General features: G+C 29.8%; 16 protein-coding genes. 1 reads left to right on the top strand and 15 read right to left on the bottom strand.

What is annotated here, in order from left to right; genetic code table 11:
* Nucleotides 1-34: 34 nt before the first annotated feature.
* The 4 genes from B5X81_RS12920 to B5X81_RS12905 all read right to left on the bottom strand — a co-directional run bounded on the left by B5X81_RS12920 (nucleotide 35) and on the right by B5X81_RS12905 (nucleotide 6031).
* On the bottom strand, nucleotides 35-1399 hold the full coding sequence (locus tag B5X81_RS12920) for an alanine/glycine:cation symporter family protein (protein WP_079492227.1): 1365 nt from the start codon (nucleotides 1397-1399) through the stop codon (nucleotides 35-37).
* A gap of 405 nt (nucleotides 1400-1804) precedes the next feature.
* Nucleotides 1805-3916 carry a methyl-accepting chemotaxis protein gene (locus B5X81_RS12915; RefSeq protein ID WP_079492226.1) on the bottom strand — a complete coding sequence of 704 codons (2112 nt, stop codon included), beginning with the start codon at nucleotides 3914-3916 and terminating at the stop codon, nucleotides 1805-1807.
* Between the two features lie 512 nt (nucleotides 3917-4428).
* Entirely contained in the window at nucleotides 4429-4626 is a 198-nt protein-coding gene (locus B5X81_RS12910) for a cold-shock protein (RefSeq protein ID WP_079492224.1), read from the bottom strand.
* A 298-nt stretch (nucleotides 4627-4924) separates the two neighbouring features.
* A complete protein-coding gene (locus B5X81_RS12905) occupies nucleotides 4925-6031 on the bottom strand; it encodes an HD-GYP domain-containing protein (RefSeq protein WP_170917409.1) in 1107 nt (368 codons plus the stop codon).
* 271 nt (nucleotides 6032-6302) lie between these two features.
* Here B5X81_RS12905 and B5X81_RS12900 point away from each other — a divergent pair, with 271 nt between their 5' ends.
* Nucleotides 6303-7496, top strand: coding sequence for a pyridoxal phosphate-dependent aminotransferase (locus tag B5X81_RS12900; protein ID WP_079492221.1), 1194 nt, complete (start codon nucleotides 6303-6305; stop codon nucleotides 7494-7496).
* A gap of 70 nt (nucleotides 7497-7566) precedes the next feature.
* On the opposite strand, the gene B5X81_RS27485 is transcribed toward B5X81_RS12900, so the two are convergent.
* The 11 genes from B5X81_RS27485 to B5X81_RS12845 form a co-directional block, all read right to left on the bottom strand.
* A complete protein-coding gene (locus B5X81_RS27485) occupies nucleotides 7567-7704 on the bottom strand; it encodes a hypothetical protein (protein WP_170917408.1) in 138 nt (45 codons plus the stop codon).
* A 125-nt stretch (nucleotides 7705-7829) separates the two neighbouring features.
* Nucleotides 7830-8450, bottom strand: coding sequence for a MerR family transcriptional regulator (locus B5X81_RS12895; RefSeq protein ID WP_170917407.1), 621 nt, complete (start codon nucleotides 8448-8450; stop codon nucleotides 7830-7832).
* A gap of 525 nt (nucleotides 8451-8975) precedes the next feature.
* A complete protein-coding gene (locus B5X81_RS12890) occupies nucleotides 8976-9752 on the bottom strand; it encodes a CheR family methyltransferase (protein WP_079492218.1) in 777 nt (258 codons plus the stop codon).
* A 371-nt stretch (nucleotides 9753-10123) separates the two neighbouring features.
* A complete protein-coding gene (gene rpsA, locus B5X81_RS12885; protein ID WP_079492217.1) occupies nucleotides 10124-11278 on the bottom strand; it encodes a 30S ribosomal protein S1 in 1155 nt (384 codons plus the stop codon).
* A 3-nt stretch (nucleotides 11279-11281) separates the two neighbouring features.
* Nucleotides 11282-12124: a 4-hydroxy-3-methylbut-2-enyl diphosphate reductase gene (locus B5X81_RS12880; RefSeq protein ID WP_079492215.1), complete on the bottom strand. Its 843-nt coding sequence runs from the start codon at nucleotides 12122-12124 to the stop codon at nucleotides 11282-11284.
* 13 nt (nucleotides 12125-12137) lie between these two features.
* A complete protein-coding gene (gene cmk / locus B5X81_RS12875; RefSeq protein WP_079492214.1) occupies nucleotides 12138-12788 on the bottom strand; it encodes a (d)CMP kinase in 651 nt (216 codons plus the stop codon).
* A gap of 624 nt (nucleotides 12789-13412) precedes the next feature.
* Nucleotides 13413-14024 carry a histidine phosphatase family protein gene (locus B5X81_RS12865; RefSeq protein ID WP_079492211.1) on the bottom strand — a complete coding sequence of 204 codons (612 nt, stop codon included), beginning with the start codon at nucleotides 14022-14024 and terminating at the stop codon, nucleotides 13413-13415.
* A gap of 170 nt (nucleotides 14025-14194) precedes the next feature.
* Entirely contained in the window at nucleotides 14195-16987 is a 2793-nt protein-coding gene (locus B5X81_RS12860; RefSeq protein ID WP_079492209.1) for a VWA domain-containing protein, read from the bottom strand.
* Complete coding sequence (locus tag B5X81_RS12855) at nucleotides 16977-18776, bottom strand: vWA domain-containing protein (protein ID WP_079492208.1); 1800 nt, start codon at nucleotides 18774-18776, stop codon at nucleotides 16977-16979. Before B5X81_RS12855 ends, B5X81_RS12860 begins: the two co-directional genes overlap by 11 nt.
* Nucleotides 18777-18781: 5 nt before the next feature.
* Nucleotides 18782-19639 carry a DUF58 domain-containing protein gene (locus B5X81_RS12850; protein ID WP_170917406.1) on the bottom strand — a complete coding sequence of 286 codons (858 nt, stop codon included), beginning with the start codon at nucleotides 19637-19639 and terminating at the stop codon, nucleotides 18782-18784.
* Nucleotides 19640-19663: 24 nt separating this feature from the next.
* Complete coding sequence (locus B5X81_RS12845; protein WP_079492205.1) at nucleotides 19664-20644, bottom strand: AAA family ATPase; 981 nt, start codon at nucleotides 20642-20644, stop codon at nucleotides 19664-19666.
* Nucleotides 20645-20669 lie beyond the last annotated feature (25 nt).

Here is a 20669-nt window from a genome sequence, read left to right as displayed (position 1 = left end):
TTATAATTAATTTTTATTATCTCTTTCGAATTCCTTATAATGTTTTTACTTTTTTTCCATTATTAAAGTATTTTCTAGTTTCATTGACAATTATACCGCTTAAACCTATAATTCCAATAAGGTTTGGAATTGCCATTAATCCATTTACTATATCTGCCATAATCCAAATAAGATCTAATTTGAGATTTAATGCTCCCGAAGCTATTATACATATGAATATATATTTATATGGTTTTATTCCCCTTACTCCAAAAAGATATTCTGTACATCTTTCACCATAATAATTCCATCCCAATATAGTGGTAAATGCAAAGAAACAAAGACCTACAGTAACAATAAACTGACCAATAAATGCTGTAGGAAGGCCTATTCTGAAAGCCTCGTTTGTCATTGCAGCTCCTTCTAAATTTGAATTCCATACTCCAGTCATTACAAGAACTAAACCCGTCATGGTACAAACAACAATAGTATCGAAAAAAGTTCCAGTCATTGAAATTAACCCCTGTCTAACACAAGACTTAGTTTTAGCTGCAGCAGCTGCTATTGGAGCACTACCAAGACCAGATTCATTAGAAAATACTCCCCTTGATACTCCACTTCTTATAGCAAGCATTACTCCAGCTCCTAAAAAGCCCCCTGTAGCTGCTGTTCCATTAAAAGCACTACTGATAACTAACCCAATAGTTTGAGGTATTAATTTATAGTTATACAATAAAATTGCTAATGCTCCCAATATATAAAGTACTGCCATAAATGGTACTATTAACTCAGATACCCTTGATATACTTTTAATCCCACCAAGTGTAACCAATGCCACTAAAACAGTTAGAATAAGTGCACTTACTGCAATAGGCAGATTCAATGAAATTTTGATTGCATTAGTTATGGCATTTACCTGGGGAAAAGTACCTATACCAAAATAGGCAACCCCTATTCCAAATATAGCAAAAATCTTTGCCAGCCATTTATTTCCAAGACCCTTTTCTATGTAGTACATTGGACCACCTGACATTTCACCATTTTCATCAGTAACTCTGTACTTTACCGCCAATAAACCCTCTGAATATTTTGTTGCCATACCAAAGAAAGCAGCTATCCACATCCAAAACAGAGCTCCAGGTCCACCTAATTTTATCGCAGTGGCAACACCAACTATATTTCCTGTTCCTATAGTTGCCGCCAAAGCTGTACATAAAGCTGCAAAGCTTGATACATCCCCCTCACCTGTTGAATCATCATCCTTTGAAAATAAATACTTAAGTGCTAAAGGTAGTTTTACTATTTGAAGCAAGCCTAATTTTGATGTTAAAAATATTCCAGTACCTACCAATAAAATTAATAATGGCGGCCCCCATACAAAGGAATTAATTGTTTCAAATAATGATAAAACCTTTTCCATGATGATACCCCTCCTATAAATTTAGTCTATTAAATTTATGATGTCATTAAATAACTTAATGATCCTAAGGAGATATTAACATATTGTTATAATTTTATCAATATCTTTTAAATTTGACAGTTATTTCTTTGCAAATATTAATAGCAAAACGATTGCTAAAAGGTAAATATAGGTAATTTTTAAATATTTGTAATAAATTCATTTGATCATAATATTATCACCTTGTACATATTTGTTGTCTATTTAACAAACAATATAATTTTACCTTTCTTTATTTATTATATATAAGATTTCAAATCTAAATATAAATTTATAACACTTTGTTTATAGTTGGTTATTCCTATAAATATTTGACTAAAAATTTAAAAAGAAGAACCAACCAATGGTTAGCTCTTCATACAATTATTAAAACTTAAATTTAGAAATACTCTCCTGCATTTCTTCTGCTAATTTTGCCAATGCTTCGCTTGCATTTGCAATTTCTTCCATAGAAGCTGTTTGCTCTTCTACTGATGCCGAAGCTTCCTCAGTCCCTGCTGCATTTTCTTCAGATATAGCCGATAGATTTTCTATTATATCTATAATTTCATTTTTCTTAACTTCCATTTCTTCACCAGAATTATTTATATTTTTTATTACATCTTTCATTTTCTCTATTGCATGATTAATTCCTTCAAATCTTTCACTGGTTTTTTCTACACTTTCAGTTTGAGATGCTGCAATTTTATCAATTTGCTTTACATTATCTACTGCTTTTTCCGTTTTATCAGTCAATTCTCCAATAATATTAGCAATTTCTTCTGTAAATTCGTTGGATTGCTCTGCCAATTTCCTTATTTCATTTGCAACCACTGCAAAACCTTTACCAGATTCTCCAGCCCTTGCTGCTTCTATCGCTGCATTTAGTGACAATAAATTTGTTTGCTCTGCTATGCTTTTAATCATTTGACTTGCATTTTCTATTTTCTTTGCACTTTCGTTAGTATTCATTATAACTTCATTTACTTCCTTTAATGCCATATTATTTTCATCGGTCTTTTTTACAAGCTCCTTTAAAATATCAATACCTTCATTTTTTAACAAATCTACTTCTTTAGTAGATTCATTTAGCCCTCTTATATTCTGCTGATTCTTTTCTATCAGATTACCTAATACATTAATATTGGCTGCACCATTTTCTGTATTCTTTGCCTGCTCCCCAGCACCCCTTGCAATTTCTTCTATTGTTCTAGCCACTTCTTCTGCAGCTGTTGAAGATTGTTGACTAGTTGCTGTAAGCTCCTCAGAAGAAGAGGCAACCTGCTCAGAATCATGAGAAATATTTTTAATTAAAGAAATAAGATTTTGCTGCATTGTTGTTAATGCTCTAGATATAATTCCAATTTCATCTTTTCTTTCTGTATATTTTACTGCTTTACTATTCTTATCCAAGGTTAAATCATAATTTGATAGCTTGTCAATTATATCAGACAAAACTTTTATAGGCGATGCTATTCTACTTGAAATTATATAGATAATACCAATTAAAACCAATAATCCTAATATCCCTATTATTATTAACATTTGAATCAATTTATTGGTTTTTTGTGTAACTTCATTTATTGGCACCGATACTGCAACTGACCAGGGCGTTTTTGTATTACCTATTTTTATCGGAACTTGCTGCATATAATTCTCTTTATTATTGACTTCTGATATCGCAATTGTATTAAAGTATTCACCTGACTCAATTGCTTTTTTCATTTCTTCTTTATTATTCATATCTGTATCTATAATGTTTGTTCCTAACAATTCTTCTTTTTTATGGGTAACATAAGTTCCTAAGTTGGATATAATAACTCCATAGCCTGATTTATATAGCTTAATTTCATCACTAATGGCTTGTAATTTTTCTAAAGATATATCAGTACCTACAACTCCAATAACTTTTCCATCAATTTTAATAGGTACTGAAAGGGATGTCATTAGTATTTTCTTTCCATTTATTTCATATGTATAAGGTTCAAGTATTATTTCTTCACCAGAATTTTTGGCTTTTAAATAATAGTCTCCACTTCCCTGAGTTTTATAACCCTCGCATGGAATTAACTCTATACTATCTCCACTATAGTACCAATATGGAATAAATCTTCCAGTTTCGTCATGACCATCGGTGTTTTTGAAAACTTCATCTTCACCATCAAAAGCATTTGGTTCCCATATTGTCCACAAACCAAAAATTTCAGGATTTTCAGCTAATACATTTTTAAGTATAGAATTAATTTTTCTTCTGTCAGGTATACCTGCTTGTTTAAGACCTTCAAAGCTATTTGCTAAAGTCCTTGCCGTATCCATTGAATCTTCTAATTCCTGCTCCACTTGTTTAGCAGCCAATCTTCCTTGTATTTCAGTTGATTCATAAGCAGATTCTAGTGAATTCTTCCGTGTATTGATCCCTACTACACTAACAATTATAGCAATTATTACTATAATACTTATAGACATATTGATTATCATTCTACTTTTTAGGGACTTCATTTTTTTCACTCCTTAAATTAGAATTATGAAGCTTTTAACAATACTTTGCAAAGTTTTTCTACTTATTTTAGATATCATCCCCTCTCATGTGATTCGTGTATTTCTGGCATCATTCGTCAAAATTCGACTCTTTTTTATTAAATTGTATACCCATCTTATATATATGTCAATTTAAACATTATAAAAACACCTAACATATAGATTTCTAATAGTAAAACTTAATTTATGCGTATGAAAATATCCAATGTTTCCGGGGATTTTTCATATGTGTAAATTAATTGTTTTACTGGAATATCTATAATAGGTGTTTTTGCCATTTATATAAATATTTAATCTAATACTTTATCTCTAGATATACGCTCATAAAACTTTAGGAGCTTAAAAAATTCTCAGAGATTACCTGAGAAAATTAAATTTCACCATACAGCTCCCTATGCAATTCAAAAAATTATAGAACCCTGAAACAGTTCAGGGCTTTTTAGTAGTCTTTATATTAAAATATAAAATTATATTTAAAATTTAACTACATTAGTTGCTTGAGGTCCTTTTTCTCCTTGAACAACTTCAAATTCAACTTCTTGATCTTCCTCTAAACTTTTGAACCCATCTCCTTCAATAGCAGAAAAATGAACAAACACATCATTACCATCTTCTGCAGTAATAAATCCAAATCCTTTGTCGTTATTAAACCATTTTACTTTACCTTTCATTAAACAATTCCTCCATTAATTTTCAATTTGTAACTTAGTTACTCTGTAAGGCTATCATTTATATTAATTAATGTCAAGGTAAATAATGAAATATTTTTAATATAATTTTATTTAATATAATTTTAAATGAAATAATTGCACAATTCGATTTTGGGACAATTGCATATGAGAATATTATCCTTAATTTAGGTATTCAGAATAGGACATATTTTAATGGTAGTCCTTTAGATTTTTTAAAGCTAGGTATAAATAGGTGATTATTAAAAAAGTAATTATTCAATTCTATTAAATATGTAATTTATATATCATAAACAACATTCTTGATAACAATATTCTTTTCTTTCGCCAAATTACATAAAAATGGAGAAATATTTTCATTATTGTATTTTAAAACCTTTATAACTGGTCTTAATAACATATTAGGATTAATCTTCTCTACCGTTCCAATAAACCCATTACTAAGTCTAATAACTGTACCTACTGGAAATGGTATTATTCTTTTTAGAAAGCTTTTAACCATATTCATATTAAAAAAAGTGCCTCCTGAACCCATAAAATATTCAACTGCTTCGTGGGGAGACAATGCTTTTCTATATGGACGATCTGATGTTAATGCATCATATACATCAGCTATTGAAGCAATTTGAGCTGAAATGCTTATTTCTTTTCCCTTAAGGCCCTGGGGATACCCAGAACCATCATACCTTTCTTGATGTTGGAGTGAGATAATTCTTACTTTAGCACCTAAATCAGTATTTTCCCTTAGATAGGCATAGCCTTTTTCACAATGCTCTTTAATAATTTCATACTCATCATCATTTAATTTTCCTTGTTTATTCAATATCTCATTAGGTACAAATATTTTCCCAACATCATGTAACATACAACCTAAAGTGAGATCATATAGGTCATTTCTATTTAATCCATATCCAATGCCCAAAGTAAGAGCCAAAATTCCAACATTTACACTATGATTATATGTATATGTATCAAGACTTTTAATATCAACTAAACTAATTAAAAGTTTAGGTTGAGAGAATATATCATCTACAATCAACTTAGCCAATTCTTGAATCTCATCAAAGTTAGATTGACTTTTACCGATTAACTTTTTTCTTTTAAATTTATTTGTATTTTCACTATCAACGATAGTAAAATTGTTATATATATTTGAAATAGTATTTATAGCCTTTCTTCTAATTTGAGGCTTTATTATATCATCCAATTCTTGTTCACTATATCGATCAAAAATATATATAGAATAGAATCCATGTTCCCTGATTTTATCTATGTATCTATGGGTTAACTTTGTCCCTTTAACTAATAAAACCTTACCATTTGTATTATACAAAGTTTGTGCCAAAAACACTCCTTCTCTCACTACTGATAACGGAACCAATCTCACTATATCACCTCATAATAACATAAAATAATTATACTAATTATAACATAAATCTTATTATATAAAAAATATGCTTTTTACCATTATTAATAATCATCAATTGTTATTAATAACAATTTTTAATATTTTTATCAAGAATTTTACAATCATTTGAAAAAAAGCAAATATTTTTTGGGATTAGAATAATTTAATATTTCAAATTTTGTATACATATTATCTGAAATATATGTTATTATAATTATGAATTCATTATTTTAAGACAGGAGGTATTATAATGAACCTATCAAAACGAGTTAGAGGCATGCAGCAATCACCAATAAGAAAATTGGTTCCTATAGCTGAAAATGCTAAAAAGCAAGGCAAAAAGGTTTACCATTTGAACATCGGGCAACCGGATATTGAAACTCCTAGTGAATTTTTTAACGCCGTAAAAAACTTTGATGAAAAAGTCTTGAAGTACTCTTTTTCACAAGGAATTCCTGAATTAATTGATGCTTTGATTGAATACTACAAGAGGTATGACATAAATTTTGAAAATGACGAAATACTTATTACGAATGGTGGTAGTGAAGCACTACTATTCTCTTTAATAGCCGTTGCAGATCATGGAGATGAAGTTCTGGTTCCAGAGCCTTTCTACACTAATTACAACGGCTTTTCATCAGCAGTTGGTGTAAACGTTGTCCCGATTACTACCAAAGCAACTGAAGGTTTTCATTTACCTAAAAAACAGGCTATAGAAAATCTTATTACTCCTAAAACAAAAGCTATTTTATTATCAAACCCTGGGAATCCAACTGGAGTAGTATATACTCCTGATGAGATTCAAATGGTGGCTGACATAGTAAAGGAATATAATTTATTCGTTATAGCTGATGAGGTATATAGAGAATTTGTATATGACAACCTTAAGTATACTAGCTTTGGTAATATTGACGAAATATCAGATAGAGTAATTATTGTAGATAGCATTTCCAAAAGATATAGTGCATGCGGTGCTAGGATTGGTTCAATAGCTAGTAAAAACAAAGATTTAATTAAACAAATATTAAAACTATGCCAAGGTAGGCTATGTGTTCCTACACTTGAACAAGTTGGTGCTGTTGAATTATATTCTGTACCTCAAGAATATTTTCTTGATGTCCACAATGAATATCAAAAGAGAAGAGATATAGTATACAATGCTTTAAAAGAAATGCCAGGTGTTATATGTGAAAAACCTAAAGGTGCATTTTATGTAATAGCTAAACTCCCTGTTGTAGATGCAGAAGAATTTGTTATATGGCTACTTAAAGAATTTGATGTGGACAATGAAACTATAATGTTAGCTCCAGCTGAGGGTTTCTATGCAACGGAAGGGCTAGGTAAAGACGAAGTTCGACTAGCTTATATATTAAATGAAGATGATTTAAGAAAAGCTATGAATATTTTAAAAATTGCATTAGAAAAATATCCAAACAAAAAATAAAAATGAAAACTATTAAACATCAATATGGAAAAATAGAAATGCCCTTGAGGATTAACTCAAGGGCATTTTTTTAATGCTCCTGTCTATAAATTCTTTCATAAAAATCACATTTATCAGCCGTACAAACATTACAAATGCAGTGTATACATGTTATCATTCCACATTTTCTCCTTGATGTGTTTTCTCTGCTTTCATTATGTCTTTTCATATTAATTCCTCCCCCGATTTTATCTCGTCTATATATATATTATAATACATGTATTCTTTTTTGTCAATTGTATACAATTATATTTGTGAAAAAAAAGAAAAAAAGATTTAATATACTTGCATATATTAAATCTCATTTTTTGTATCAGTGAACAATCTCTTGAAGATAGAGCCTTTTCTCTTCTCTGACCTTTTTAATTTTTCTTTCAACATTGCAGTTTCATAGGCTCGCTCCTTCAATTTCATCTTCAGCCTAGCATTTTCTGATATCAAAGCGTCTTTATCATTGTTTTTATAATCATCTTTAAAATCATCTAATGTATCTTTCAATTCCCGAACCAATGTACTACTGAGATCTTTAAAATTGTCCTCCATCTTTTCTCCAATCATATTGCCTATTTCTTGAATATTTTTTGAATAATCATTTTCCAAATTATTTAGCGGAACTATATCCTTTACCATTGCAGCACCAGTATCTAAAACAGTAGCTGCAACTTCATTCATATTCATTAACTCCTCCGGAGAGTTTAAAACTGTTTTTATCTGCTTATTGGATAAACCCCTTTCCTTTAAAGTTTTAATATATATGTACTTCTCAACTTCAACATATGTAAAATATCTGTGTCCTGATTTATTTCTAGGTATTTCTAAGTCAAATTCCTTCTCATAATACCTCAGTACATGATTTGGAAAACCAATAAGCTCACTTGCTTCAGATATAGTGTAACTTTTGTTTACATCAATCATCTTCCCACCCCTATTTAAATCTTTTATTATATAATGAAACAAATTAAAGTTTGACATTGTTTCACTATATACAAACAACACTAAAACTTAATGTAAATTTTAAAGTTGTTTTTAAAGTTGTTTAATATATGTATTCGTTTAAAAGCTCTCAATTCCTTTTAACTTTAGAAGTTTTTTCATAGCAATTTCGTTCATATATTGAGGTTTTTTAACATTATTTTTCAACTAATAATGTATGATGACATAATTATTTGTATTTAGTCAAAATAATTAAAACTATTCGCCTTGATTTGCAAATAGTTTTTTTATAAACATAAATTAATTTAACCTGTTGTGCTAGTAAATCAAATTTTTTGTTCTAAAACATAAACTAGGGAGTTTTAATATTTCATTTGAGTGATTTTTATAAACCTGTTTTTCCCTTGAAAATTATATATAAACAGGTTTATAGCATGAACGAAAAGGAAATATTAAAACTCCCGATATAGGAACTAACACAATAAGTTAATTTAAAGGTTAGATAAATTAAATTTTTTCATAGAAAAAAGTCTTAATAGGATTAAATTTATACCTATTAGGCAATATTATTTGCTCAGTACTTCCAACAAATAATACTCCATTATTTTTTAAAGCTCCATTAAATTTAGTATATATCTCTCCCTTTGCCTCCTCTGTAAAATAAATAAGCACATTTCTGCAAATTATCAAATCACAATTACTTGGATAGCTATCTTTAAGAAGATCATGCTTTTTAAACTTAACACATTTTTTAATTTCTTCACTAATTTTATAAGAATTACCTGTTTTTATAAAGTACTTCTTTTTAAACTTTTCTGGTGAATTCTGAATACTTTTTGAAGAGTACAGACCTACCTTGGCTTTATTTATAGCTTCCTCGTCAAGATCCGTTGCTATAACTTCAATATCCTTTAAATCAAAAAATTCACTAAGCGTCATTACAATAGTATAAGGTTCTTCTCCAGTAGAACATGCTGCGCTCCAAACTTTTAATTTCCTATTTCTATTATCATTTAACAATCTAGGTATTATTTCTTCTTTTAGAACCTTCCATTGATTAGGATTTCTAAAAAATTCTGATACATTAATTGTAAGATAATTTATAAATTCGTTATAAAGTTTCTTATCTTTAGTCATGGCATTATAATAGTCCTCATAAGCATTGTAATTATTCCTTTTTATTAAAGATTCTATACGTCTTTTCATTTGTCTTTCTTTATAGTAAGATAAATTAATTCCTGTTTTTCTTAATATTTTTACTTTAAAATCTTCGTACCCTACCATATTCAGCCCTCATTTCAAATTATATTATTTTATATGAATATTTAATCTTATACCCAATATTTTAATTTGTAAAGATATTAATTATAAAGATTTGAAATAAAAATTTTGCATTTATAGGAATGTAAGTAAAAGACTTTAGGATATACACTCATAAAAACTCCATAAGCATCGACATTTTTATTATGTATAAATTAAAAAAATGCCGTGATAAACACGGCAAACGAGAAATATAAGGGGGTCTTTATAATGTTTTGTGAGGGTATTAATATTTTTACCAAAGAACAAAAAAATATTCTAAAGATAATAAATAAAAAATCCTCATAAAAATCAAAAGTCTCTACATTTTTTCTGAGGATTTTCTATTTACTATATTAATCTTCCTTAAACTTTAAAACATCACCAATTGTAGTTTTTTCACTTTCTTCACTATCAGTTAAGTAATCTTCCATATCCTTTGAAGCTTCAGCCTCTTTAATAGATAAGCTTAATTTATTATCTTCGGAGTCTATATTTAAAATTTTAACATTTACAATCTGTCCAGGCTCTAAAACTTCAGAAGGCTTTGCAATTCTATCTTCAGAAATTTGAGAGATATGAACTAAACCCTCAATTCCCGGTTCTAATTCTACAAATGCACCAAAATCAACTAATTTAACTACTTTACCTTCCACTACATCTCCTATAAGATATTTCTCTTCAATATTTGCCCAAGGATTCTTTATTGTTTGCTTTAAGCTCAACGATATTCTATTTTGTTCTTTATTAAAGTCCTGAACATATACCTCTACAGTATCTCCAATGCTTAGAACTTCACTTGGATGTTTTATTCTACCCCAAGACATTTCAGAGATATGTACAAGACCATCAACACCACCAATATCTACAAAAGCACCAAAATTAGTTATTCTCTTAACCTCACCCTTAACAACAGCATCCTTTTCAATATTATTCCATAATTCTTTTCTCTTTTCCTCTAATTTTTCTTCTATAATTTGTCTACGTGAAAAAATTGCTTTATTTTTTTTCTTATCAATTTCAATAACTTTTACTTTAAGCTCTTGGTTGGCATATTCATTTAAGTTTTCAACATACTGATCAGATAGCTGAGAAGCAGGTATAAACCCACGTAATTCATTATAATAGGCAATAATACCACCCTTTACTGCTTCTCCTGTCTTTATAACTATAGTTTCTTTATTATCAAAGGCTTCCTTTAAAGCATCCCAATCCTTTATATAATCAATTCTTTTCTTAGATAATACAACATTTCCTTCACCATCATCAGACTTCAAAACTAATACCTCTATCTCATCACCTTCATTTACAATATCTTTAAGATTAATATCAGTATTATTTGAAAACTCATTCAAAGGAATTATTCCATCGGATTTATAACCAATGTTTACTACAACTTCTTCATCTAGTACTTGTACAACCTTGCCTTTTATAATATTACCACGCCTTGGAACATTAAATAATTTGTCATCTTGCTCAAGTAATTCGTTAAAACTATTGTTGTTTTCCATAGTTTAATCTCCACCTTTATTTTCTATTTTTTTTACAACATCATTTATTATCCACTCTGGTGTCGAAGCACCAGCTGTTATCCCAATTTTTTCACAACCTTCAAGCATTTCAAAGGGGATCTCATCAGATGTTTCAATGTGAATAGAATTTTCACAATATTTTTTGCTTATTTCAAATAGTTTTTGAGTATTGGAACTATGATAACCTCCAATAACAATCATAGCATCCACCTTCTTAGCTATATCAGCACAGGACTCTTGCCTTACCTTGGTTGCTAAACAAATAGTATTAAATTCCCTTAGTTCACCAGCTTTTTCACTTAGTTTATCAATTATTGAATTCCATTTTTCCAATGTAATAGTTGTTTGTGCAACTACACACATTTTTGGGGTGAATTCAATATCCTTTACCCCGCTATCATTTTCTATAATATAAGCATTATTATCACACCAGCCATTTATTCCAATAACCTCTGGGTGATTAGGGTTTCCAATTATAACAACTTTATATCCCTTATTATAATACTCTCTAGCTATTTCTTGAACCCTTCTAACAAAAGGACATGTTGCATCAATGATTTCTATATTCTTCTTTTTTGCTTTATCATAAATACTTAAGGGTATGCCATGGGATCTGATAATTAAAGTAGATTCCTTTGCACTTTCTACATTATCAACAGATTCCACTCCTAAGTCAGTAAGTTTTTCTATTGCCTGTTTATTATGAATTAAAGGTCCATAAGTAAAAATTCTCTTTTTCCTTTCCTCGGCTGCATCAAAGGTTTTTTTTAAGGCCCTTTTAACTCCAAAGCAAAATCCTGAGTTTTGAGCAACATATATTTTCAACTAACTATACCTCCTAGTTACGGATAATATTTAATATAATATCAATAACTTCATTTATACTCTTACCCGTAGTATCTATTATAATCGCATCTTCAGCCTTTCTCAATGGATCCACAGTTCTTTCACTATCTAATTTATCCCTATGGGCTATCTCATCTACAGTCTCCTCATAACTACATTGATATCCCTTTTCTATTAATTCCTTGTATCTTCTTTCGGCTCTTTCTTCAATTGAAGCTGTTAAAAAAAATTTATATTTTGCATCTGGTAAAACCCGGGTTCCAATATCCCTACCATCCATTATAACATTATTATCCTTTGCAATCCCTCTTTGCAAACTTACCAATATTTCTCTTATAAAGGGCATAGCTGCCACCTTTGAAACACTTTCATTTATTCTAGGCTCTCTAATTTCTTCATTTACATTAATATCATCCAAAATTATATTCCCATTAGAAAATTCAATTTTTGTGTTTTTTAAAATTTTTTCTATCTTCTCTTTATCATCAAAAGAAATATTACTATTCAGTAATTTTAAAGTAGCAGCTCTATACATTGCTCCAGTATCAATATATAATAAATTATTTATATTTGCAATTTCCTTTGCAATTGTACTTTTCCCTGCACCTGCTGGGCCATCTATTGCTATTGCTATTTTATTCACTATGCTGCTCCTCTCACAAATATATTAACCACCAGATAAGCTGGTGGTTAAATTTAAAATAAATTTGATTATGTAAAAATAAGCATATTTTTATATCCTCTATCTATAATAATCTTAACCTATAATCGACCAACTTCAAAATTTAATAACTCTCTTGTCTGATACTGAAAATTATATAGCAGTAAGCTTTCACAAAAGGTAATTATGAAATTTCCTCACCTATCTAATTATTCTTATAAGAAAATTATAACTTAATATGTTAACTATAACAAGTATAGATATACTTTTTTTGATAATTATGGCTTAATAAATACCAGTTCTATTATTATTCTTTGGTATTATTTTTACAACTTCAAATTTAAAATTATCTTTATTGCACATTTTATTCAGAAATGGTTCAACACTTTTAATACTAATTTTTAAGTAAAATTGGGTTATGATTAATAAAATAAATGAAAATGCACATGCTTTTAATAGAATTCTATTAATTTTTTTATATTTGTTAATGGGGTATTTCCTCATTTTTTCACCTCTAGATATAGGTTTAACATTAAAATTTAATATGAATATTTTACTGAGAAACTAAAGAAGCGAAAGTAGACTTTAATGTTTTTTCCTAGTATTTTATGACAAATGACATAAATCATTTAAGTTACTTAATACAGGTCCATAATTTCTAAATTCTATTTTATTTAGGGAAGCATTTCCCAATGTAATATTATAAAAATACTTTAAATCAATTCCTAATATTCCCAATAAAATCGTTTTTATTGCCACACCATGGGATACTATTATTATTGATCCATCATTATGAATATTTAGGATCTTTTTAACAGTATTCAAGCACCTGTTTTGCACTATTTTTAAGTTTTCTCCCTTAGGAATAGATGCGGTGTGAGGTTCCCTGCGCCATCTGATGTATTCCTTTGAGTACCCCTTTTCTATTTGAGATAGGGTTAGTCCTTCCCATGCACCAAAAGACATCTCTCTAAGTTTCTTATTTACTTCAACATCCACATGTATTTTTTCACTAATTAATTTAGCAGTGAAGTAACATCTATCAAGGTCACTGCTATATATTTTTATGAAATCCTCATTTTCTCTTTGCAGCTTATTAGCCAATAGCTTTCCTTGCATTATTCCTAATTTGGTTAATTGGATATTTCTACAGCCTTGTGTCTTTGATTCACAATTCCATTGGGTTTCTCCATGTCTTATCAGATAAAGTTTTTGCATTTTTAACTCCTGATAGATAACCAACAATAAAATTTACATTGGAGTTTTGTACAGGTATAAATTAAACTTTGATCTTAAAGTTGGTATCTTTATTTTAGATTATTATATTTAATATTTTATCCAAATTTCAGAAATATTAGTACATAAAAAATAAGAGTTCTCTAGAACTCCTATTTTTTTCTCTTGTTTTTTGCCTTTAATAGTCTATCTGTATTTATTGTGTTCCTATTATTTATATTTGGCTTTTCATTATTTTTGTCTTTAGACCTTTCATTAGCTCCTACACTTGTTTTTTCTATGTTTCTATTTTTAAATCCATTGCTTTTATAAGATATCTTTTTCCTCTTTATGGTAGATTTTGTATTCCCTTTAGCTTTCTTATCTACATCTCGTTGTATATTTTCTCCTATTGTTTTAAATTTTTTGAATCTAATATTAAGTCTTCTAAGGGCTATATCTATGATAAATAATGCTAGGGAAATAATAATCAAAATCTCTGATATATCTGTATACCCAAGGACATTTTTTTCGGTTTTTGTAAAGACCTCATTGGGGTCGATAATAATTGTCCCTTTAGATTTTTTTATAAGATTATTTAGTTTACCAGATGATGAAGTTATATCATATTCCTTGGAATAATTTATGGTAAAGGCTTCTTGGGTAGATTTTATTACTTCTTCATCATGAGTGGCATTTATATTAATAATATATGTTCCTTTTTCTGAAGCTTCAAACTCTCCAATATATTTATCAATATCAGTTATATTTAAATCAATACCAAATTTTTCAAGCTCTGGTGTTATTATTGTTGCTTCCATATCATACAATCTTTCATCATCATTTAAATTGGTAACACTAATTTGAATAGCATTTCCCTGCCTTTTTGTTTCTACAAATAATTCTTCACTACCACCTTCATAAAAAGTTGACTGAATCATTCTTGTAAAAAAATCAATTCCTTCTTCAGCTTCCAAATAATCTGAAGTCCATTTCCCATTGGAATCCGATGTCCAGGCAATACTCCTCCCTAGCCCATATTGCCACAGAGCAAGTATAGGTTCATCTTTATCACTATATAATATTATGTCTGCCCTATCCTTTGAGGAAGTACTAATATATCCACTTAAGGGAATAGGTCTATCCATCATTGGAATTACTATCTGATTAGATGATGCTATTTTAGGAATAAATGTTCTATTATTTATATATGTCTTAGACGCTAAAAAGGTCTCTTTAGTAAATATTTCCGGTATACTACTATATTCATCAACATAATAATATCTACCTTTACCTCCCTTTGCTATTCTTTCTAAAAGAGATACATCGGAGCCTTCACCTACAGCTACTGTTGAAATAGTTATTCCTGCTTCCTTCATTTTATTTACTACTTCATCATATCCAACTCTTTCTGCCTGACCATCTGTTAATAGTATAATATGCTTTTGCTTCGTATCAATTTCTTTTAGAGTACTATAGGCTTCATTCAGTGCAGGTATGATACTTGTTCCACCTCCAGCCCTAATGGTTTGAATATCTCCTTTAACTTTATCTTCCTTTTGGTCTGGTGAAGGCTTAACAACCCACTGAGGTGTATCATCAAAGGTGATTACACCTATCTGATCCTTAGGCTTTAAAGAGTTAACAGCTTTTATGGCTGCTTCCTTGGCCATCTCTATTTTGCTTGTTTGGAGTTCTCCCCCCTCCATACTTCCCGATTTATCTATCACAAGCATTAGTCCAAGACTAGGTACCTCTCCCTTTATCTTCATCTCCATATTTACAGGAAGTATTTCTTCAAGCTTTGTCTTATAATAACCCCCTAGGGCATAACTGTTCTCACCACCAGTTACAACTAAGCCTCCTCCATAATCCCTCACATAGATTTGCAAAGCTTCTATAAACTTCTTATCTATATTATGAAGGGATACATCACTCATTATTATACTCTTATATTTCAAAAGATTTGATAGCTGATTAGGTATTTCTTTGGAGTCAACATAATCAACACCAATAGCAGCAGCCTCTAAAATCTTATTTATTTCCCTGCCGCCTTTACTCTCCCCATCAATTAACAGCACATTAGGCTTACCCTTTACATTTGAAAAGGTAGAATAGGTATTATTTTGAGTGAATGTATCATTTTCTGGAGCTATTACTGCTCTATAGGATCTAAAGCCGCTGTTTAAGGCCTTATCTTTAAAAACAAACTTATTATTTCCCTTTTCCAGACTCACCTCTTTTTCTCCTACTATATTATTTTCAGAAAAAAGAGTTATTTTAGAATTTGTGATTACATTACTATATATATCCAATATTACATCAAAGGATTGATTTTCATATACTGTCTTTGGTATAACAATTTCCTTAAGCTGTACTTCATTTCCTGTAAAACCTTCAGTTTTAAATATCTTAAGGTCTATATCATTTATATTTAACATATTCCCTTCATTTATACTGTCCCCTACATTTTCTCTACCATCGGTTAATAGAACTATCCTCTTCTTTGAATTTTCTGGTATTAATGACCTTGACAGTTTCAATGCCTTTTCAATATTTGTAAATTCTCTTTTTATCTTTGTTTGAAAATTAATGCTTTGAAGCTTGTCAACTATTGGAATCTCAACTTCGCTCTTTTCTCCAAATGCAATTACCCCGACTCGGTCATCCTTACCAGCATATTTTAATGATTCAGATATAAACTTCCTTAAGTCCTCCTGATTTTCTTCATTGCTTTTAGATAAGTCAACTGCAAATATGGTTGTAGTAGTATCTACATGGGTTTTTATATTAATACCACTCAGTGCAAGAATCATTAATATAAATACAATTATTCGTATCCCAAGGATTGTTTTTCTTCTTCCATTATTTCCAGCTCTAAATCTAAATTTGCTAAAGTAAGTGGCAAATAAAATAAAAAGTGGAATCAGTAATAAAATATGGGGATTTTCAAAGCTAGTACCCACGACTATACACCACCCATTCTGCTGCTAAAATTATTAATGCTATAATTAGAAAAACATTCTTTACACTGACCATAGCATTTTCCTCTACTTTATCCTTTATATCAACTTGATTTAGAGTTTCAGCATCATAACTTATATTCGATTCCTTTATTGTATTTACATTGGAAGCAAAGTAACTGAATAATTTAATATCATCGATATTTTGTTCTACTGTATAAACCCCTGTATCATTGGTATCTGTAAAGGTTGATACGGGAAAAGGAGGTGCTATCTTTATTTTATCTTTATTAGGGCCTGTAACATATGCCTCCCTTGTCTTAGGAGATATATTTATTTCTATTCCCTGTCCTGAAAACACCTTGGTATTTCTTTGTAAATTTAAATCTAAAGTATAATCAAGTACATTTTGAATGAAAATAGGGAAACTGTACTTTAAGGGCAAATCCGTGTCATGAATATCAAAACCTAGTACTACAAACTTTTGATTCTTTTTGATTCCCTTAAATCCTATTGCTTCATCATTAGAGTATATAAAGGGTCTACCCCAGTCAGGAGGAGAAAGGAGCTTTACCCTACTCATGGATATATCAAAATCAACATATTTTAATAATTCATCTTCCTCTGATACCGTAAGCTTACCTTCCTTAACTATTTCATTAACCTTAACAACTCCATCAAAATTAGCAGGATTCAATATGAAAATGCTGCCATCGGTTGGCAAGCTAGCCGGGAGCATTTCATCATAAACATAAAGATCATATCCTTCAATATCTGGTAAAACCTCGTTGGTTTTGTAAAGTTCAATATTCTCATTTAAAGCTATTGCCTTTTCAAGAAATATATTTCCCCTAGTAATCATAAGGACCTTTCTTGCACTGCCATCCTCTATTACACAGTATCTTTCATTATCAGCCTTTAATGGGTCGTCTATATCTATCTCTGCTTTAATTATATCTGTTTTTGGAATTCCCTCCGCATAAATCTTTTTACTTTCCCCTGCCTTAATAAAAATCTCTTTAACATCATATATTTCATTTCCCTTATAGATTATTAAGTCAGTTGTTTGATCCCTATTTCCATAATTTTTAACATCAATTAGTGCCTCTACAGAATTATTATCCTTTTTACATGATAGATTTTCTATAGCTAGATTATTATGGGGATTCCCTATTTTTTTAATTATTAAATTATCTATATCAGTCTCTATGCTTTTATCGGTATAAAAAATAACTTTATAGTTCTCCATCTCATTGGTCATTGCCTTTAATAAAGACAAGGTTTCTTCAACATTATCTGTGGAATTGCTTTGCTGTATTTTTTTTAATTTATCAAGTAAAACTGATTTATACTTTGATTTACTAATAATGACCTCAGGACTATCATCCATTGTAATTAACGTTACCGAGGATTTGGGTTTTAAGTTTTTTAATATATTTTCCACATCTTTTTTTGATTTATCAAGCCTACTGACATTATCCTCTAGAGTTGACATGCTCAAGGATTTATCTATAACGATAATCAAATTGTCTGTCTTAAATGTATCGGAAATGATGTATGGCTTAGTCAGAAAAAAAACAAGCATTATAAAAATTAGAAGCTGTAATATTAATAATATGTTTTTCCTCAGCCTCTGCCAGGGAGCATTAGCCTCTACATCCCTAACAGCCTTTTCCCAAAGATATATACTAGACACTTCCACATCCTGATGCTTCTTTTTCAAAAGATACATAATTATTATCGGGATTATACCAAGTAAAAACAGAAAATTTATTGGGGAAAAGAAACTCATTATTATCACCTCAAAATACCAGCCCCCATGAGCCTTTCAAATATTATTTTCTCCATCGAAAATTCATTGGTAATAAGAGTATATATTGCTCCGTATTTTTTAGTAGTTTCTTTAATACCCTTCAAAAAATTTTTAAATGTATTTTCATAGGAGTTCAAAATCGCCCTATTTATGGAGATATCATTATCTTCCAATGTCTCACTATCTATAAGTCTTAGATCCCCAATTAGATCAGGCTTTATCTCTTTTTTATCGAGTAAATGAATGACTATTATTTTTTGATTCATATAAGATAGATATTTTATGATATTTTGAAACTCATCAGTAAACAAATCAGAAATTATTATAGAAATTCCAGGCTTATAGAATCTTTTTTCTATTAAGGTAAATATATCGGTTTTATTTTGAAAACACAAGCTATCTAACAATTCTATAACCTTATTAAGAGAATTTTTACTCCTTAAATATCCAGATTCTTTAAGATTGCTCTCTTCACCATAATATAAATTTATCCTATCCAGATTATTAAGACCTATATAAGAAAAAGCAAGTGCAAGATTTTTAAGGAATTCAGCCTTTTGAGGCATACCAAAATCTATGGATTTTGAATTATCTAAGAATATATTTATGAGCACTTCTCTTTCCTCCATAAATTCCTTTACATAAAGCTTTTCAAATCTTCCATAGGCATTCCAGTCAATCTTTCTAAAATCATCGCCGTGGATATACTCTCTAAAATCTGAAAACTCACTTGAAGATCCCTTGGCATTGGACTTTCTTCCACCGCTGTAGCCTTTATTTATTGATAATCTATAATTCAATTTCAAGGTATTTAGTTTATTTAAGAAGCTTTTATCTAACAATATATCACCCCTTATTTAGTGACTTTAGTCAACTTTGTCTATTATCTTATCTATTACATAATCGCTGTCTACATTATCACCCATAGCCTCAAAATTAAGTATTAATCTATGTCTTAATGCTGGAAAGGCCACGTATTTTATATCATCAAAGGATACATTAAATCTTCCTTCTATAAGGGCCTTAACCTTTGCAGACCTTACTATTGCCTGTGCTCCTCTAGGGCTTGAACCAAATCTAACATACTTCTTAGTTATCTCTGGACTTCCTTCACCTTGGGGATGGGTAAATAGAACTAGCTTCATGGCATATTCCAACACTGGTTCAGATATGGGGATCTCTTTTGATATATTTATCATTTTTAATATATCTTCTCTATCGGTTATCTTTTCAAGGTCTATATTATTACTATTAGTAGTAAGGTTTACTATATCTTGCAGCTCCTTTAAATTAGGGAATTCTACATTTAATTTAAATATAAATCTATCCATTTGAGCTTCTGGAAGAGCATAAGTTCCTTCCATTTCTATAGGGTTTTGAGTGGCCAATACAAAAAAAGGTTTGTCGAGATTATAGGTTGTATTTCCAGAGGTAACCATCTTCTCCTGCATACATTGAAGCATGGCACTTTGGGTTTTAGGAGTTGCTCTATTTATCTCATCTGCCAAAAGAATATTGGTAAATACAGGTCCTCTTTGAAATTCAAATCTATTTCTTCCATTTTCGTCATTGACTATTATATTTGTTCCTAAAACATCTGCTGGCATAAGATCAGGAGTAAATTGAATTCTTGAAAATTCAAGATTTAAAACCTCTCCAATGGTTTTCACAAGCTGGGTTTTCCCAAGTCCCGGTACTCCTTCAAGTAACACGTTTCCCTCACATAACATTGCAATAAGCACCTTTTCAATGAGCTCCTCCTGGCCTATAATAGCTTTTTGTATTTCATTCTTAATACTATTAAATTTATCCTTGAATTCTCTAAAATCCTTTTCATTAAATTCCATAACCTCTATCCTTTCCCTATCTTTT

The sequence above is a fragment of the Maledivibacter halophilus genome, assembly GCF_900167445.1.
Taxonomy (GTDB): domain Bacteria; phylum Bacillota; class Clostridia; order Peptostreptococcales; family Caminicellaceae; genus Maledivibacter; species Maledivibacter halophilus.
The sequence above is the reverse complement of the archived record's forward strand: the minus strand, read 5'-3'. Positions and strand labels throughout refer to the sequence as shown.